This window comes from Nitratireductor basaltis (assembly GCF_000733725.1).
GTDB lineage: Bacteria > Pseudomonadota > Alphaproteobacteria > Rhizobiales > Rhizobiaceae > Chelativorans > Chelativorans basaltis.
On record NZ_JMQM01000001.1, the window covers coordinates 1,543,019 to 1,560,825 of the forward strand.

Below are 17,807 nucleotides of genomic sequence, written 5' to 3' on the forward strand. Positions count from 1 at the left end.
AATGTGGCGATCCCGGCAGGATTCGAACCTGCGACCATCGGCTTAGAAGGTCGAAACCCTACATTGTTTTCATTGATATTTTCTGCTCTATGTTGCGTCTATGTTGCATTCATCCGAGCAAAGCGCTGGCAGCATCGGCCATTTCCTTGCCGTCATCCTTGCGCGGGAACAGGTGAGAATAAACGTCTGCAGTGACCGCGATGGATGAGTGCCCCATGCGCGCCTGCACCGTCTTCATGTCGAGACTGAGCCCGCCTGCCTCTTTGGGGTTGATGAGCCATGAGGCATAGAAGTGCCTGAGCGCGTGCAGGCCGGTATAGGGCAGCCCTGCCTTCTTCATCGCTGGTTTCAGGCCACGGTTCACGACATTGGAATGTGATTCCGGATTGCCCTTTCCATTCGGGAAAACCAGATCCCCAGGCGGACAAGCAACCTTCCATTCCTTCAGCGTGTTGACCACGACAGGCGGGACCGGAACCGTCCGCTGCCCTGCATGTGACTTGGTGGAGCCGATTTCTCCCCACTTGTCTGCACGCTGCCTGACCGTGATCGTCGCCTTCTCCAATTCCACATCCTGCCAGCGCAAGCCCCTCAGTTCTGAGGAGCGCAAGCCGCTGAAGACCGCAGTGAGCAGGATCGGGCGCCAACGTCCCTCCAGCGCGCTCAGGAAGGCCCTGATCTCATCCGGTGCGGGAATATCCACTCCCACCTCCAAAAGCTTCCTCTTGCGCTTCTCTGCCCCGTTGCGACGGCGAGACATTTCCTTCACGGCATTGCGTGTGACAAGGCCCCTCTCCTGCGCATCCGAGAGCAAAGCCCCGAGGGCAGTCATTGCCTTGCCGACCATGGCAGGTGATCGACCTTCAGACCGCAGCTTGTCTGCAAAGGCCCGGGCGGCAGGAACGGTGATCTTGGTCAGCTTCTCATCACCGATGAAGGGCACGATGTGGAGATTGAGCCGCTGGCGATAGGCTTCGATGGTGGAGCGCTCCAGTCCAGCAGCCTCGCTGCTTTCAATCCACAGCTCCCCTGCCCGCTGGACCGTTACCGTATCGCGTTCTGCAACATGAACTCCTTCGCGTATCTCAACGGCTGCCGTGGCTGCGAACTGGTCGGCTTCCTTCTTCTTCGCGAAAGTCTTCAGCCGGCGCTTGCCCCGTGCATCGGTGTAGTCGACCACCCAGGCAGTCTTTTCCTCACCCTTGCCGTTGATCCAGGTGCGCTTACGGACGGACATCATCAATCCTCCCATGGCTGGCGCGGCACCTTCTCCGAAGCCTCAGAGGAGTTGTCGACTTCGATTGCCGCTAGGCCCGATGCGAGCACGCGGGCGAACTCAGACCTGTCACCGTCCGCTAGTATAGCCTCCCCCAATGAGCGTGCGAGGATCGACAGTGTCCGATAGGTTTCACGCTGCAGCTGCAGCAATCGTTCCTGATTGTTTAGCATCTCAAACAAGCTGCTGCGCTCTTCATACAAGCGAGCGATCTCGTCGGATTGGGATTCGACCTCACCCTCCAGCTTTGCCAGTTCGCTATCAACCTGAGCCCAGGCTGCCTGTGCTTTCTGGTAGTTCTCTATCCGCCAGATGATCTCCGCATTCATTGATCGGCCGTTCTGCTCGGCAGCGGCCTTCAGTTGATCTCTTAATCCGTCTGGCAAGCGTATCATCGCTTGCTCAGACCCGCGGCTTACCTTTGCCATACCCGCTACTCCAGTCTGTTGACCTAGCACTGTGCTAAATACCCGTTGACGTCAATATCAGCACGGTGCTAACAAATGGCTACCTTCAGCACGGTGCTGATAGGCCGCAAGGGAGAAACTTTATGGAAAAGATTGAGCTCATCTGGGGCTGCGAGGGCATAGCCAAAATCATCGGGCGCACGCCACGGGTGACCTTTTCACTTCTGGAAAAAGGTGAACTTCCGGCCAAGAAGGTCGGCGGCCGATGGGTAGCCGAGCGCAGCCAACTCATCGCCTTCTTCATGAAGACTGGAGAGGCCGCATGAATCAGAAAACGAAATGCCCCGGACGCGTTGCAGCGCAGTCCAGGGCCGAAACTCTTCCCCTCTCAAAAGGAAATGAGCGACTGACTGATACCATGAGCAGGACCACACCCGCAAGCAACTGCAGCGACGAAGACCCTGCTATCGTTGCCACCCGCTCTTTCACGGCTTGGAAGCTGGAGCTCATCGACGCAATCACTTGCGACAAGCAACTTGCACACATTGATCGTGTAGTGGGCGTTCGCATCGTTCAGCACATCAACCGCAGAACCCGAGAGGCCAACCCCTCGCTGGCTCGTATTGCGGCGCAAGTAGGTATCAGCATCAAAACAGCTAAGCGAAGTGCAGCACGCCTGTGTCACAAGGAGTGCAGATGGTTCGCGCGAGCCCGTCCCAGCAGAACCGCCGGATATGTCTATCGGGTCAATGATGCCAAGGCACTGCATGTACTGGATGCAAAGGCGATGCGCGAGGATCAAGCCAAGGAACTTCTGAGAGGCGAGAAACGGGAAATGTGGCAACGCCTCCGAGGGGACAGTTTAGTCCCTTCGCGAGGGTACGTATCAGAACATCTCGAGGGGACAAATGGTGACAATTGCGAGGGGACACCCTTGTCCCCGGAACACCTAGCTAAGAACCACCTACAAGAACACCATCATTCAGGCAGCGAGGGAAACGGTTATTCTCTACATAGGGAAGCCGTCTCCAATTCCTATGCAGCGGCTTCAAGGGGGGCGTGACATGGCAGATCTTTCGCTCTTTTGATGAAAGCCTCCTGTTCAAGTGCTGGTCTTCCCTCGCGACCGCCGTGTGGGACGCATTCGTCACGTTGCCGGCAAGCTCGAGAACAAACGCCGTGATGCCGCGAAATCGGCGGCAGACGGCGCAATGATCGGGCCGACACATGGAAAGAGCAGGTATACTTCCTGCGCTGCCCGACATAGCCGCCTGTGAGCACCAACCTAGAGTGCGATCTCGAGCACATGGCACAGGTGGACAAAGTGGAGAAGCTGAGGCCTAGGCGAGCAACGAGACATTCGCCTCACGAGCACGCTCATCCGATATATACGAAGGGTCAGCGTTGTCACGCACTGGCGCCATCCGGCATCTCGTGGCACCTTTTATTCACTGTCACCTAAGGGGCCGACTACGGACTGGCCGGATCTGGCCTACGTACTGGGATAGCCGATGTTCAGCCCACGCTCCCATGCCGGGCAGGCTTGAGATGGGATACCATGCCGCATCGCATTCCTTGACAGACTCCACCTTTCCTAATCAACAGTTACAGATAACGAATCCTCAAACGGGGCCGGCACGCCTTTGCAAACTGTGGAGTGGCACGCTCACGATGAACACAACAGAAAGCGATCTCGAGGCGTCCCTTGTTTCGAAACTGCAGGACCTGAAATATGAGTATCGCCCGGATATCCGTGATCGAGCCTCGTTGGAGCAGAATTTCCGGGGGAAGTTCGAAGCGCTGAATCGCGTCCGCCTTACAGACGCCGAATTCGCCCGGCTTCTCGACGAGATTGTCACGCCCGACGTGTTCACCGCTGCCCGAACACTGCGCGAGAGAAACAGTTTCATCCGCGATGACGGCACGCCGCTGAATTACACTCTCGTCAACATCAGAGACTGGTGCAAGAACGCCTTCGAAGTGGTCAACCAGCTCCGTATCAACACGGACAACAGCCACCATCGCTATGACGTCATTCTGCTGATCAACGGGGTGCCGGTCGCCCAGATCGAACTGAAGACCCTTGGCATAAGCCCCCGTCGCGCCATGGAACAGATCGTCGAATACAAGAACGACCCCGGCAACGGCTACACCAAGACAATCCTGTGCTTCCTGCAGCTGTTCATCATCAGCAACCGTGATCGGACATTTTACTTCGCGAACAACAATACGCGCCACTTTGCTTTCAATGCCGAGGAGCGCTTCCTGCCGGTTTATGAGTTCGCCGATAAAGGCAACAAGAAGATCGTCCATCTCGACAGCTTCGCCGAGACGTTCCTCGTCAAGTGCACGCTCGGCCAGACGATCAGCCGCTACATGGTTCTAGTCGCAAGCGAGCAAAAGCTCGTGATGATGCGGCCCTATCAGGTCTATGCGGTGAAAGCGATTGTCGAGTCCATCGCCCAGGACTGCGGCAATGGTTATGTCTGGCACACCACTGGCAGCGGCAAGACTCTGACGTCCTTCAAGGCATCAACGCTGCTGAAGGACAATCCGGACATTGAGAAGTGCCTTTTTGTCGTGGACCGGAAGGATCTGGATCGGCAGACGCGTGAGGAGTTCAATAAGTTCCAAGAAGGCTGCGTCGAGGAAAACACCAATACCGCCTCCCTTGTTCGCCGTCTGCTTTCCGATGACTACGCCGACAAGGTCATCGTCTGCACGATCCAGAAGCTGGGTCTCGCGCTGGATGAAAACAGCAAGCGCAACAAGCAGCATAAGAAGAGCGGCAGGAAGAGCTTCAAGGAGCAGCTCAAACCCCTGCGCGACAAGCGCATCGCCTTCATCTTCGACGAGTGTCACCGATCACAGTTTGGAGAGAACCACAAGGCGATTAAGGAGTTCTTCCCCCGCGCCCAGCTCTTCGGCTTCACCGGAACACCGATCTTTGAACAGAATGCCGCCCAGCAAAAGATCGAAGACACCCAAGCCAGTTTGAAGACGACGGAAGACCTTTTCCCGCAGCGCCTTCACACCTACACGATCACCCATGCCATTGAGGACGGAAATGTCCTCCGGTTCCATGTCGACTACTTCAAGCCGGAGGGTAAGAACGTACCCAAGCCTGGCGAACCAATGGCGAAACGCGCGGTGATCGAGGCAATTCTCGCCAAGCATGACCAAGCCACCGGCCAGCGCCGCTTCAACGCCCTGCTGGCTACAGCGTCGATCAATGACGCCATTGGATATTACGACCTGTTCAAGACCCTGCAGGCCGAGAAGCTGGCCGCCGATCCCGGCTTCCAGCCGCTGAATATCGCCTGCGTTTTCTCCCCGCCGGCCGAGGGCAATCCTGATGTGAAGCAGATCCAGGAAGACCTGCCGCAGGAGAAGGAAGACAACGCGGTCGAGCCGGAGAAGAAGAAGGAAGCGCTAAAGGCGATCCTTGCCGATTACAACGCGCATTACGGCACAAATCATAAGATTGGCGAGTTCGACCTCTATTATCAGGACGTGCAGAAGCGCATCAAGGATCAGCAATGGCCGGATGCTGACCTTAAGAAGGCTTACCCTAATCAGGCGCATCACAAGATCGACATCACGATTGTCGTCGACATGCTGCTGACCGGCTTTGATTCCAAGTTCCTGAATACCCTCTACGTCGACAAGAACCTGAAACATCATGGCCTGATCCAGGCATTCTCGCGCACGAACCGGGTGCTGAACGCCACCAAGCCCTATGGCAACATCCTTGATTTTCGCCAGCAGCAGGACGCGGTCGATGCCGCCATCGCACTGTTCTCGGGCGAGGCTGCCGCCGAGAAGGCACGCGAAATCTGGCTGGTCGACAAGGCGCCCGTGGTCATCCAGAAACTGGAAACAGCCGTCCAGAAGCTTGACGCCTTCATGAAATCGCAGGGCCTCGACTGCGCCCCCGAAGAGGTGCCGAACCTCAAAGGCGATGCGGCCCGTGCGGCCTTCGTCGAGCATTTCAAGGAGGTGCAGCGCCTCAAGACCCAGCTTGATCAGTACACCGACCTGACCGAAGAGAACCGCAATTCCATCGAGGAGGTCCTGCCGCGTGACAATCTTCTGGGCTTCCGCGGCGCTTATCTGGAAACCGCTCAGCGGCTTCGGGCCCAGCAGGGAAAGGGTGCGGAGACGGCAAGCCAGGAAGCCGACCAGCTGGATTTCGAGTTCGTCCTCTTCGCCTCGGCGGTCATCGACTATGATTACATCATGGGTCTGATCGCTCGTTATTCCGATGCCACCCCCGGCAAGCAGAAGATGAGCCGCGAGGAGTTGATCGGCCTGATCCAGACCGACGCCAAGTTCATGGACGAGCGCGAGGATATCGCGGCCTATATCAACACTCTCAAGGCGGGCGAGGGCCTGAGCGAGAAGGCCATCCGCGACGGTTACAGCCGTTTCAAGGCGGAGAAGGACGCGGGGGAACTGGCGGACATAGCGGACAAGCACGCGCTGAAGACCGATGCGCTGCAAGGTTTTGTCGATACCATCCTGCAACGCATGATCTTTGACGGCGAGGCGCTGACCGACCTGATGGAACCCCTTGGCCTGAACTGGAAGGCGCGGCGAGTGAAGGAACTGGACCTGATGGCCGACCTGATGCCGCTGCTGCTGAAGCGCGCCGGTGGGCGCGAGATTTCGGGACTGAGCGCTTATGAGTAGTAAGGGAAGGTCATCAGCCGTGATGGGCGGTGGGGCAGTGTCCGTGCCTGAAAGGCGTTTTCCTGACTTTCATGAGGCAGGGGCTTGGAAGAGTGTTTCCCTGGGTTCTGTGGCGTCGATCAGCACCAAGAAGGTTGGGAACAAGACATGTATCCCAATGAGCATCACTTCTGGTGTTGGCCTTGTGAGCCAGATGGAGAAATTCGGACGGATCATCGCTGGTGAGTCATATAAGAACTATTTGCTCTTGCAGAAGAATGACTTCGCCTACAACAAGAGCGCGACAAAGGAATTTCCAGAGGGGTTTATTTCGCTTTACTCTGGTGAGGAGCTTGCCGCTGTCCCCAACAGTATCTTCACGTGCTTCCGTGTCAAGGAAGATGCGGTATCGCCGAGCTACTTGAACTACCTATTTCTTGGAAATCTGCACGGACGGTGGTTGCGGAGGTTCATCGAAGTCGGTGCCCGCGCCCACGGGTCTCTTAGCATTAATGATCGTGATCTGTTGGCTTTGCCCGTACCGGTCCCAGCGGGTCCGAACTCTCTGAGGGAACAACAAAAGATCGCCGACTGTCTGGACTCGGCGGACGCGCTGATTACCGCTCAGGGGCGAAAGGTGGAGGCACTGAAAGCCCACAAGAAGGGCCTGATGCAACAGCTTTTCCCACAGGAAGGCGAAACACAACCCCGCCTTCGCTTTCCGGAGTTTCGGGATGCAGACGATTGGAAGGAAGTGACGCTTGCCAAATTCATCGAGGAGTTTCGAGAGCAATCGACGGTTCAAGATGAATATGAAGTTATGACCTCTGCTCGAAGCGGCTTGGTGAGGCAAAGGGAATATTATGACAATGATCGAATTACTGAGCGGGATAATGTCGGCTTTAATGTAATTCCACCCAATTACATGACTTACCGAAGTCGTAGTGATAATCGGAAATTCTACTTCAACGAGAATAAACTTGGAGTAACAGGAATTGTAAGTATTTATTATCCCGTTTTTCGAATCCTGAACGGCTCGAACAAATTCTTCATAGAGCTTTTTTCGATGTTTTCGAGAATTATTGGGATGTACAGCGTTGGAACTTCGCAAACAGTCCTATCATTCAATCAACTTAAAAAGATTAAGCTTCCGGTTCCCGGCGAGGCTGAACAACAGCGGATCGCCGACTGCCTCGCCTCGCTTGACGACCTGATCGCCGCCGAAGCCCGAAAACTCGATGCGCTCAAGACCCACAAGAAGGGTCTAATGCAGCAGCTTTTCCCTTCAGTCGCGGTGGGTGATGCATGAGAGGCATCCGCACTTATACGGGCCTGGGCAAGCTGGTGGCGCGGCTTCGGGACGACCTGAACACAGCCGACCTGGTGTTGCTTTACGCCTATAACCGCACCGGAAAGACACGCCTCTCGATGGAGTTCAAGGACGCCGGCAAGCGCAAGCATAAGATGAAGAACCCGACCGGCACGCCCGACACGCTCTATTTCAACGCCTTCACCGAGGATCTGTTCGTCTGGGAAAACGACCTCGAGGGCGACAGTGTGCGCCGCCTGCAACTGAACGAGAAGTCGTCCTTCTTTAACGCTATGACCGAACTTGCGCTGGACGAAACCATTGCCCGGTACCTCTTCAGATATGCCGACTTCGAATTCGATTTCACCTACAAGGAGGTACAGCAGGACAAGGATACCATCTCCAAGCCGGATTTCGTGAGCTTCCGAAAAGGCGGCGAGGCAAACATCAAGGTGTCGCGCGGCGAACAAAACATCTTTATCTGGTGCGTCTTCATGGCGATCTGTGAACGGATGCTGGATGGGCATGAATCCTATCAGGGGAAGAAGTACCTCTACATCGACGACCCAATCTCGTCGCTGGACGACAACAACGCCATCTCCGTCGCCTGCGATCTCGCCAAGCTTCTTCGTCGGGCGGCCACGCGAAAGGATGCCAACGGTGCGTCCGCTCCAATCAAGGTGATTCTTTCTTCGCACCACGCGCTGTTCTTCAACGTGATGTGCAACGAAGTGGGTAGGCGGGCCGATGGCGAACCGAAGATCACCCACAAGCGCTATTTTCTGCACCGCCCAAATGGCGATGGCGCCTACACGCTTCAGGCAACGGAGGATACGCCGTTCTTCCACCATGTCGCCACCTTAGCCGAGTTGCTTCGCGCCGCCGATCCCGCGAAGGGCAAGCTCTACACTTTCCATTTCAACGCCTTGCGCAGCGTCATGGAGAAGACGGCATCCTTCTTCGGGCACTCAAGCATCGCCTTCTGCCTGAAGGCGCTCGACAACGACGAGGACCGCGCGCTGTTCAACCGAGCCCTGAACCTGTTGAGTCATGGCGCCTACGCAATCCATGAGCCGACCGAGATGGGCGAGGACAATAAGGAACTCTTCCGCCGCATCCTTCGCGATTTCGTCACGCGGTTCGAGTTCTCCTTGCCGGGCGCTGTTTCCGCCCCGTCCGCAGCTCCGGCATACACTCCCGTCCCTCAGGAAGTACCCGCACAATGAACGACCAAATGCAAAAGCAACTGGGTAAGACACTCTGGAATATCGCCGACACGCTGCGCGGAGCGATGAACGCGGACGATTTCCGCGACTACATGCTGTCCTTCCTGTTCCTGCGCTACCTGTCAGACAACTATGAGGCTGCAGCGAAGCGAGAATTGGGGAGTGATTACCCTGATTTTCCCTTGGATGTATTGCTGCAAACAGGGGCAACTACGCCCCTGCAAGCTTGGTATGAGGAAAACCCTGAGGACATCGCTGAGTTTGAAAAGCAGATGCGCCGCAAGGTTCATTATGTGATCAAGCCTGAACACCTCTGGGCCAACATCGCCCATTTAGCGCGAACTCAGAACGGAGAACTGCTGAACACCCTGCAGAAGGGTTTCAAATATATCGAGGAGGAGTCGTTTCAGAGTGCGTTCGGCGGCTTGTTCTCGGAAATCAATCTCGCTTCTGAAAAGCTCGGCCGGTCCTACTCGGATCGCAACTCAAAGCTAGGCGCCGTCATTAAGGAGATCGCCAATGGACTCGCCGATTTCTCGTCCGACGTGGATACGCTGGGCGATGCCTACGAATATCTGATTGGCCAGTTTGCAGCCGGCTCGGGCAAGAAAGCCGGCGAGTTCTATACCCCGCAGCAGGTGTCAGACATCCTTTCCGCAATCGTGACGCTGGACAGCCAGGAGCCCGCAACCGGAAAGAAAGAACACCTCGCCAGCGTGCTCGATTTCGCGTGCGGCTCCGGCTCGCTGTTGCTGAACGTACGAAAGCGCATGGGACCGCATGGCATCGGAAAAATCTACGGGCAAGAAAAGAACATCACCACCTATAACCTCGCTCGCATGAACATGCTGCTGCACGGCGTGAAAGACACCGAGTTCGAAATCTACCATGGCGACACGCTGAACAATGACTGGGACATCCTGCGCGAGTTGAACCCCGCCAAGAAGCCTTCCTTCGATGCCATCGTGGCCAACCCCCCCTTCAGTTTGCGTTGGACTCCCGGTGAGGCCATGGGGGACGATGTGCGGTTCAAGAATTACGGGCTGGCGCCAAAATCAGCCGCAGATTTTGCCTTCCTGCTGCACGGCTTTCACTACCTCAAGGACGAAGGCGTGATGGCCATCATCCTGCCCCACGGCGTTCTGTTCAGGGGTGGGGCCGAAGAACGCATTCGCACGAAACTGCTGAAGGATGGTCACATTGACACGGTTATCGGCCTGCCCGCGAACCTGTTTTATTCGACGGGCATCCCGGTCTGCATCCTCGTGTTGAAGAAGTGCAAGAAGCCGGATGACGTGCTCTTCATAAACGCGGCGGAGCTTTTTATAAAAGGCAAACGCCAGAACCAATTGGGAGACGGCAGTAACGGGACGCCTGACCACATCGGCAAGATCATCGAGACGTACCAGTTCCGCAAGGAAGAGGATCGCTACTCCAAGCGCGTGAGAATGGAGCGTATTGTTGAGGAGGGCTACAACCTCAACATCTCACGCTACATCAGCACAGCCGAACCGGAGCCCGAAATTGATCTCTCAGCTACCCACGAAGAGCTGATGAAGCTCGACAAGCAAACCCGTGAGGCGACGACGAAGCACAACGCATTTTTGAAGGAGCTTGGGCTTCCACTTTTGCCGCTTTCAGAAGGATGATGTGAGGCTTGTAGGATGTCCGCTCTTGGGCGCTGATCGGCACCCAAGGAAGGGCCAAAATGGCAGCGCGTTGCGGTCTAACAATCCAGAGGCGACCTTCGGTTTCGCCTCTCACCATCAGTTAGCTGCCATTCATTGATTCAAAAGATCGAGAACGAACTCGCTTGTGCACGCGCCATCGAACCGATCCTAGTGAGTTTCCCTCCCCCTAGCGCAGCCGAAACCTCGAGCACCAGCACGTCTGGGCGACTGAAGATGTTGAAATTTTCTGACATCTACCGCTGACGAAAAATTCAAATTTAATGGCATGAGCATATCAGGAGCCGCGTAGCCGTGCGTCTTCATCAACACACGGATCTCGTGCGTCACATCCATCGCTAGTGACCTAACGCGAGGTGGTGACCGTAACGTACTCACCCCTATTCCCGCGACCGTAGATCTCCACTAATACGAAAGTAGAGCCACTAAGAATTTCTCGAGCTGCCTGCGGCGAAATCTTGCCTCGCCGCAGCATCATCTCCAAGATCGCGCGGTTGCTGGCGCTGTGAAAAAAACTATCGGTCTGATCGAGCGAGTCGCGACGCCCAAACCTGTGGTAGTTCGCTCTGTCCTGCCTGATGATCTGCCATGGCTGCGTCAAACGCTCTCCGCTTGAATTGTGAAGATCACGTTCGCCAATGAAAGCTGAATAGCTATCGATCAGGTACGTATCATCCGCTGATCGGATAGAGGATTGTGCGAACGCGACAGTCGAAAAGACGCACACTACACCTGGGAAGGCGATTGTTATCAACTTCATTAGTACTCCCCTGCTTCTGAAGCGCTTGATGCTAGCACAACTTCCAAAGCGAAACTTTAAAGTCTGGTTTTCGAGAGAGATTCTAGGTCGATAAGCGATGTTGAGCCACAGCATCGAAAAGTGTCGGCAGACGGTCAGTACCGCAGCACCTGTGGCACTGACCGTAGCTGGAGCGCAGTCTCCAGCTCCGCCTATTGTTCCAGAACGCGATAAAGTGCGTGTCTGGCGGATTATACCAGCGAGAGCAAGCACGCCTCTCACGATCAATGGAAGCGGCTCTTGCTCCCGATGTGTCCCCGCCGGAATTAGGTGGACCGGGCAATCGGTGAACATGAACAGTCGGTATACTCCTATCGTCACCCTGTGAGGAATGATGATACGCAGCCTGCCTCTCAACAGAATGCCGGCCCTACCGCTCAACGAGGCTTGCCGTGCCACAGTCAGATCTGCTCATGTCCAGTGCGCGCCGAAGAGTGAACAATGCCGTCCCCACTGTTTACCGATGCCCAACGCTCTGCAGGGCGTTAGACTCCACGCGCGTCGTCAATCAAGTCGAGGTGGATTGGGTTGCCGCATAATGGCCGACTAGTTCTGTGCTGATTGCGAGGTCGGCAATCGTCGGACTGCTGACAACAGAGAAGATTAGAAGCGTGCTCGCGATCGCCGTTGTTGGCAAGATGGAGACGGTTGACGCCTTGGAGCGCGCGGCATTTCAGTTCACCGACGGAATGACTGAGCCTAATACTACTGTCGTAGAAGGCTCCCCACTTTGAGGAGCCAAAGGCAGAAGCCGATGCTGTACAGCCCGGAACATCATCTGAAGGCAGCGCGCGAGCTGGAGCAGAGGGCGAACCGCGAGTCAGATCCGCAGAAGAAAGCGGAGCTGAAAGAGTTGGCGTCACAGCGTCGGTTGGTGGCGAAAGCCGGGCGCAGGAAGGTCGCGCAGAAGGCGACCGAGAACGTTCTGAGCCGCGCGCAGAAGAGCGCCAGCCGCAAGACGTAGACGACATTGATGCCGCACTCGACGCGGCTGAGGATGAAGTCTTCGGTGGCACCGATACCCGCGAGCCCACCACCTACGATCCCGCCAAGGACAAGACCGAATACGGCGACGACTGGATCTTCCCGAAGCCGGAGAAGAAGCGGCTCGATCCGGTGGCTAAAGCTTGCAACCGCCGCAACAACCTGCTGTGCCCTTTATTATAGGGTTTGCAGCCCAAAACTACCCTCGTTTGCGAGCACACTTCAGGGGAGCGCAACAGCGAGCGCGAGAATGAGCGCCCGCATCAGTCACAAGATTCCCCGTCCGAGTCATCGGTCTTGATGAACTGGATGCCGTTGAACTCGATCAGCTCGTAGGATTTGTAAACCAGGTCGAACATGCGGCCATCAAGGCAGCCGACTTGGGCGACCTTGTTTTCGTTCCAGCCGATGACGATGCACTCGGTAGACTGGAAATCCATCCCGTTCTCGCCAAGTCAGAGGTAGCGGAATGGGGGCCGCCTTCGGGCCATAGCTTCTGGGTACATCCGGCTCCGGCCCAATATTCCTGGGCTCCGGCCATGCCAGGAACCGACAGTCCCAACAGTATCGCAAGTATCAGTCTAATGGTTTCGGCTCACTAGACTATTGCTAACTTCGCAGACAAGTACCGGACAGTAGGTCGTCAGCATTGAGGCGACTACGCTCACCCGATCAAAGCGTGCAAACACCGTAACGAAGCGGAACAACCGACCAGCAATAAGTTCAAATGTCAAAAGTTCGACTGATCAGTATAGTTAACAATTTTTAACACAGAAGCATCCGGGTTCGTGGCCGCAAGAAGCGTACACTCTTACTTAATTTTGCGAGAATGGAACTTAATATCGCACAGCTGGACTGCCATCCCAGAAACTTTCGGAACAGTCACCGGCTACGAAACCCGGCAGACGATCTTCCCCAAGAGCATCAATGGCAAGCCGGAACAGCGGGCCCAGTCCTTCTGCGACATGCACCGGATTGTCTCCCCCATCATGGTCAGCCGAGACGCCTGCGTCATTGCGATGTGGGCTGCCGGTCATTGTCAGGAACTGAAGCTGGCTCAACGGATGGAGAGGGTAACGTAGACCGATTTTCAAAGCTGGTATTTACTGAACCCGCTTTGCAATCTTTCTATGGAGTCTGCCAGCTTCTCCGCCTGCTCAGGCACGCTTTGGAGATGAACTGTATAGCTTTTTATATACTGGGAGTTAGGTATTTCCAGTTGCTCTCCAAAGTCCTTGGGTTCGCCTATAGAGAGTCTATGATACTTCTTAAGATCACCCTCAAACGTGTAATTCTGCTTAAGAAGGTCTTTCAGATTAGTTTCGTCCGCAGCTTCGAAGAGTGGGCGAACCGCATTTATAAGGTCATCGCTTGCGATATCTCGGATCTCCTGCAGGCACTCCTGGTAAGCATCAACTCTTTCACAAAATTGGTCGGTTTGTTTCTCGACGCAGAGGGCTGTTTCAACACTGATTCGAAGCATGCGAGCTCTATGGGCTGCACTCCTCAATCGCTTCACAGCAAAATCATATGCTCGGGCTACTTTGCGAACTTCAGTCCGCAATACGAGAGAAGTGGACAGTGCATCGGACCTTCTCATTTGTTGGATAGTGATGACCGCTGCGGTGATCGCAAAAAACGATCCGGCCAAAGACTGCCAGTCCCTAAGCCAGGAAGCAAAACCCGAAACCGACTCAATTGCAGCTCCGAAGCAAAATGCGACTGCGGCGAGAGCCATTGCGCTGATGGTTCTTATACCAGTTCCGTGAATAACGCCGGTGCCACGAGGGTTCCGCATGATCGCCATCTCTCCGAATCTTTCCGGTTGAATCGACCGAATGATTATACCGCTGAGGGAGGGAGACGATGGAAATCTGGGACAAGTATCGGCTTCTTTCCTCAAAATACTGGATCCAGCCAAGCAGGCCTATGATGCGATCTTCTACGTCTACCGCAATCTCAAGTTCTTCGAGGAACGTAGGGCTGAGGCTGCCTCGGATAGCGACTGGAAGAAGATCAGGGCGTCAAGGAGAACCTGATCTTCGAGGCGCGCTTCACCCGATACCGCAGCGACAACGGTCAAGAGCCACCGGCAATGGAGAGCATGCTGTTAACTATTTTTCGGCCTATCCTCCCCCTCTGCCTGGTGGTGGCTTCTGGGCCATGATCCGGTTGGCCCGAGATACGCACCCAAAACCGATCATGGGCAAGGGCGAGAAGCCGGTAATCTATCCAACCGAGCTTGAGGCACAGAAGGCCTGCACCAATCAACTGTTGGCCTATTTCAATGGCGACCTGCGCAGGGATGGTGAGAAGATCAGCACGACCCGTATGAAGGCTGAAAAGCTATTTCGTCTGGGCACGAGGCCCGTGGAGGTGGAGGTAAGATGATTACAGTCGAAAATTTCTATCAGCTGGCCGCGTTGCTTGGAGTGCAGGGTCAAGTGGACATCGCCTATTCTGAGAGGATTGCCGCACCCACCAATGCAAAGGATTTTGCCCGCGAGGCAATCTGGGTGATCTGCTGTTCTGGGATGAAATACGAGATAGCACGCTTAATTGAGCGTCGGGTGTGGTCGGCGCTACGGGCAGGAGAGCCTGTAGCAGGTGTATTCGCTCATCGAAGGAAGGCAGCTGCAATGGAGACGATATGGAGCAATCGTGAAGCGTTTTATGAAGAGTTTCTTGTATCAAACGACAAGCTTGCTTTTTGCCAGTCGCTGCCTTGGATCGGTAAGATCACTCGCTATCATTTGGCGAAAAGCTGCGGATTGGACTGTGCCAAACCGGATGTTCACCTGAAGCGGCTGGCCGATCGGGAAGGAGTAACTGCACAAGCATTGTGCGAGCGCTTAGCTCGGGAAACTGGGTTGCGCGTCGCAACAATTGATCTGCTGTTGTGGAGAGCCTGTGCGACCCGCTTGCTGGACTCCCGAACGGGTGTAATCGCAGCATGAAAATTGCGCCCCCCTCATATCGAAGAGTTCTGCAACGAGTTCGGTATCAAGATAAACGACGCCCATCGTTACCCTGAGATCGGGGAAACGAGAGCAGTGACCACGCTCGACCGCATCTATCGCAAATATGGGGAAGGACATCTCAGGCTTGTGCTGACTACGATCAGGGAAGCAGGCAACAATCTGCTCCTGATGGACGAAACCGGCTTCTGGGCCGTCAGCGACATGGTGAGGAAGTGCCAGCCTCTCATCGATCGCGATGCAAGCGCCTTGCTGGAGCTTTGGGACGTGATGCCATCCGGTGAGCGGCAATTCGTGGCGCAAGACCTACGCGGCATCGTTCCGATCCGCTTCGCATTGAATGGCATGCTGTATGAAAGGATCGTGAAGCGGTTTGGACCAAATGCGGAGCAACTAGATCTATTGGATGACAGGAGAGATGCGTCTTGAAGGTAAGATTGACGGTCAAAAAGGCACAGACCGGTGATGTTGGATCCGACGTCGTCCGTGTGGCAAAGAATGATCGAGGTGACATCCCACGGTGGAAGGTCGCTTGTATTGCGTGCAACGGACAACGGAAACGAGTGATCGTCTTGGGCCAGCCCAATGCAGGCGAGATATGGATGGATCTCGATCTCCGGGATGATTTGGATGTCGAGGAGGGTTCAGCATATGAATTCGAGATCAGACCAATTGGCTGCATTGGCCAGGTGATCATGCTCGCAACTAGCAGAAATCCTGTCGTACAGACGCCAATGCTGATCGCGCTCACTAGTTTGCTGATCAGCGTGCTGCCACTATTGCTTCCACTAATTGGCCCGTGTGCACGTCTCATCCGGAATCACATCAGCCACTTCTTCTCTCTGATAAATGGATTTATTGGGGGGCTAGGTTCATGACACCTGAAGAGATCGCAGAGCGCCTTGTGCTGGCAGCCGAGATCCATGAGGCAGCATCGACCGCCCGTGTTGGACCTCAGCACGCTAAGTCCGCATCCCTTGGATATGCTCACACCTGGGCAGACCGGAGCGGCTGGGGAGAGTAGCGCAACAAGGAAGCGAGCGAAGAGCTCTGGAAGGCAATGCTTCGCCGGCCATCGGCAAAGATGATCTCGCAGACCGAGGAAGCAGTCTCGTGGCTCGCCTATGTGGAGCGCGAAGATGAGCGATCTGCACTTGCGGCATGGTGCCGATGTGCTGCTACAAAGGGACTGCATTTCAAAGCATGGTGCCGGAAACAGGGCAGCAACCCCAAGACCGGAAGAGCCCGCAAAAACAGGGCTTTGATGGCGGTTTATTCAAGTCTTGCTCGCAGCGACATGCAGAATAACGAAAGCAAGCTGATCGAGGGGTTCCTTCGTTCCCCGGCAAGCGGGCAAATTGATACCAACATAGCAGACGAGCCGGACGAGGCCCGCGGGGTTCTGACCTGGCGTTCGGACGCAGCATTCACCAGCATCATCACAGATAAGCCAGCCGACTTCTCATGGGCTCAAAAGCGATGGGAACGGCGGAAGCAGAAACAGGCTGCTAAGCGAAAGCAAGAGGCTGCGTGAAGTCTGAAATTACATTCGTCTGCCCAGCCGCAATAGCAAAGACACTGGTGCTAGTCTGTACCTTCGGCTTCCTCAGCAGCTTTGATTCCTCGATCTATCCTGGCCGTCAGGACAAAAAGAAAGTTCCCGAGTGCTTCGGCGAAGTCGACTGAATGCTTAGCTTCATCCGGCGAAACATGTGGTTTCTTTTCATCGGCATGTCGGGGCCTATTCGAGCCTAAGCGCACCGTGTGTGCCCACTGCGCCATACCGCTGGTAAGGACGTTATCTTTGAGTGCTTCGTCAATGCGTTTATAAAGCGATCCCTCCACGTATCCGTGCACTTTAAGCATCGCATCTACCGCGCTGCCTGCCATGACAGCGGCAGCATCAGGAGCGTGGAGCGTTTCATAGGCCTGCTGAAGGAAGGTCCGTGCAGGATCGGGAATGTCTTCGTGAGCAGATTTGGTGTCTGGCCAGAGCTTGTGAAGTTCCAGTGTGCTGCCATTGTAGCGCATCAAAGTTGTAACTACACCGCCACACGTAGCGCAGCGAAAGCTGGCCCAGCGTGATTCATTAACGCGCTGCCAGGTATCATGCCATAGTAGGTTAAGGTTGGGGGACGCGACGGAGCAGTGAGGGCATCGCCCGACCCTTAGTAGCTTTTCTCCGGGTATGGTTCCCTTATTTGTACTTGAAGCTACTGCGAACGCGACCATCATTCACCGCCCCTCCCGATGCAGAATCAACTAGCGTGACAAAACCAGAGATAGTAGACAGCCGCAATAACATCTAAAGAGTGTCATTAACCTGATGGCGAAACACGTTTGCAGGGACGATAAAGGGTTCAAGGGAGTGATGGTTAGATCAGACCGCCTCTCCCCAGAAGCAAAAGCCTATCGTAATCTCGACAAGAGCGGGCCAGGGCAGTGCTCCATATTGGCATGAACTGGTGT

18 protein-coding genes are annotated in these 17,807 nt (G+C 55.2%); 11 read left to right on the top strand and 7 right to left on the bottom strand.

Annotated elements, in window-relative coordinates; all coding sequences use genetic code 11:
• Positions 1 to 109 precede the first annotated feature (109 nt).
• Together EL18_RS07455 and EL18_RS07460 are read right to left on the bottom strand one after the other, a co-directional pair.
• Entirely contained in the window at positions 110 to 1,237 is a 1,128-nt protein-coding gene (locus EL18_RS07455) for a tyrosine-type recombinase/integrase (RefSeq protein ID WP_036481362.1), read from the bottom strand.
• Between the two features lie 2 nt (positions 1,238 to 1,239).
• Positions 1,240 to 1,704: an Arc family DNA-binding protein gene (locus EL18_RS07460; RefSeq protein WP_036481365.1), complete on the bottom strand. Its 465-nt coding sequence runs from the start codon at positions 1,702 to 1,704 to the stop codon at positions 1,240 to 1,242.
• A gap of 122 nt (positions 1,705 to 1,826) precedes the next feature.
• On the opposite strand from EL18_RS07460, the gene EL18_RS07465 reads away from it, so the two are divergent.
• The 6 genes from EL18_RS07465 (at position 1,827) to EL18_RS07490 (ending at position 10,538) form a co-directional block, all read left to right on the top strand.
• A complete protein-coding gene (locus EL18_RS07465; RefSeq protein ID WP_036481374.1) occupies positions 1,827 to 2,009 on the top strand; it encodes a hypothetical protein in 183 nt (60 codons plus the stop codon).
• Positions 2,010 to 2,789: 780 nt separating this feature from the next.
• Positions 2,790 to 2,960, top strand: a complete 171-nt coding sequence (locus tag EL18_RS18370; RefSeq protein WP_425277136.1) for a hypothetical protein — start codon at positions 2,790 to 2,792, stop codon at positions 2,958 to 2,960.
• A gap of 394 nt (positions 2,961 to 3,354) precedes the next feature.
• Entirely contained in the window at positions 3,355 to 6,375 is a 3,021-nt protein-coding gene (locus tag EL18_RS07475) for a type I restriction endonuclease subunit R (protein ID WP_036481377.1), read from the top strand.
• The gene (locus tag EL18_RS07480) at positions 6,368 to 7,663 is read left to right on the top strand and encodes a restriction endonuclease subunit S (protein WP_200875506.1); all 1,296 of its coding nucleotides are present in this window, start codon (positions 6,368 to 6,370) and stop codon (positions 7,661 to 7,663) included. Before EL18_RS07475 ends, EL18_RS07480 begins: the two co-directional genes overlap by 8 nt.
• Positions 7,660 to 8,889 carry an AAA family ATPase gene (locus tag EL18_RS07485; RefSeq protein WP_036481384.1) on the top strand — a complete coding sequence of 410 codons (1,230 nt, stop codon included), beginning with the start codon at positions 7,660 to 7,662 and terminating at the stop codon, positions 8,887 to 8,889. The genes EL18_RS07480 and EL18_RS07485 overlap by 4 nt, the downstream gene beginning before the upstream one ends.
• The gene (locus EL18_RS07490; protein WP_036481387.1) at positions 8,886 to 10,538 is read left to right on the top strand and encodes a type I restriction-modification system subunit M; all 1,653 of its coding nucleotides are present in this window, start codon (positions 8,886 to 8,888) and stop codon (positions 10,536 to 10,538) included. Before EL18_RS07485 ends, EL18_RS07490 begins: the two co-directional genes overlap by 4 nt.
• Before the next feature lie 385 nt (positions 10,539 to 10,923).
• Here EL18_RS07490 and EL18_RS07495 read toward each other — a convergent pair whose 3' ends face one another.
• On the bottom strand, positions 10,924 to 11,337 hold the full coding sequence (locus EL18_RS07495; RefSeq protein WP_036481390.1) for a hypothetical protein: 414 nt from the start codon (positions 11,335 to 11,337) through the stop codon (positions 10,924 to 10,926).
• A gap of 793 nt (positions 11,338 to 12,130) precedes the next feature.
• Here EL18_RS07495 and EL18_RS07505 point away from each other — a divergent pair.
• Positions 12,131 to 12,340, top strand: coding sequence for a hypothetical protein (locus EL18_RS07505; protein ID WP_036481396.1), 210 nt, complete (start codon positions 12,131 to 12,133; stop codon positions 12,338 to 12,340).
• 283 nt (positions 12,341 to 12,623) lie between these two features.
• Here EL18_RS07505 and EL18_RS17915 read toward each other — a convergent pair whose 3' ends face one another.
• The 3 genes from EL18_RS17915 to EL18_RS07515 form a co-directional block, all read right to left on the bottom strand.
• Positions 12,624 to 12,800 carry a hypothetical protein gene (locus tag EL18_RS17915; protein WP_161781974.1) on the bottom strand — a complete coding sequence of 59 codons (177 nt, stop codon included), beginning with the start codon at positions 12,798 to 12,800 and terminating at the stop codon, positions 12,624 to 12,626.
• A 396-nt stretch (positions 12,801 to 13,196) separates the two neighbouring features.
• On the bottom strand, positions 13,197 to 13,397 hold the full coding sequence (locus tag EL18_RS17920) for a hypothetical protein (protein ID WP_161781975.1): 201 nt from the start codon (positions 13,395 to 13,397) through the stop codon (positions 13,197 to 13,199).
• A gap of 53 nt (positions 13,398 to 13,450) precedes the next feature.
• On the bottom strand, positions 13,451 to 14,167 hold the full coding sequence (locus EL18_RS07515) for a hypothetical protein (protein WP_036481402.1): 717 nt from the start codon (positions 14,165 to 14,167) through the stop codon (positions 13,451 to 13,453).
• Positions 14,168 to 14,523: 356 nt separating this feature from the next.
• On the opposite strand from EL18_RS07515, the gene EL18_RS07525 reads away from it, so the two are divergent.
• The 4 genes from EL18_RS07525 to EL18_RS07545 all read left to right on the top strand — a co-directional run bounded on the left by EL18_RS07525 (position 14,524) and on the right by EL18_RS07545 (position 16,872).
• Positions 14,524 to 14,751, top strand: coding sequence for a hypothetical protein (locus EL18_RS07525; protein WP_152552972.1), 228 nt, complete (start codon positions 14,524 to 14,526; stop codon positions 14,749 to 14,751).
• The gene (locus EL18_RS07530) at positions 14,748 to 15,317 is read left to right on the top strand and encodes a hypothetical protein (RefSeq protein ID WP_051913867.1); all 570 of its coding nucleotides are present in this window, start codon (positions 14,748 to 14,750) and stop codon (positions 15,315 to 15,317) included. The genes EL18_RS07525 and EL18_RS07530 overlap by 4 nt, the downstream gene beginning before the upstream one ends.
• A 96-nt stretch (positions 15,318 to 15,413) precedes the next feature.
• The gene (locus tag EL18_RS07535; protein WP_081871210.1) at positions 15,414 to 15,767 is read left to right on the top strand and encodes a hypothetical protein; all 354 of its coding nucleotides are present in this window, start codon (positions 15,414 to 15,416) and stop codon (positions 15,765 to 15,767) included.
• Between the two features lie 655 nt (positions 15,768 to 16,422).
• Positions 16,423 to 16,872, top strand: coding sequence for a hypothetical protein (locus EL18_RS07545; protein ID WP_152552973.1), 450 nt, complete (start codon positions 16,423 to 16,425; stop codon positions 16,870 to 16,872).
• Positions 16,873 to 16,922: 50 nt separating this feature from the next.
• Here the strand turns inward: EL18_RS07545 and EL18_RS07550 are convergent, their stop codons facing one another.
• On the bottom strand, positions 16,923 to 17,369 hold the full coding sequence (locus tag EL18_RS07550; protein ID WP_051913869.1) for a DUF4145 domain-containing protein: 447 nt from the start codon (positions 17,367 to 17,369) through the stop codon (positions 16,923 to 16,925).
• Between the last annotated feature and the right edge of the window lie 438 nt (positions 17,370 to 17,807).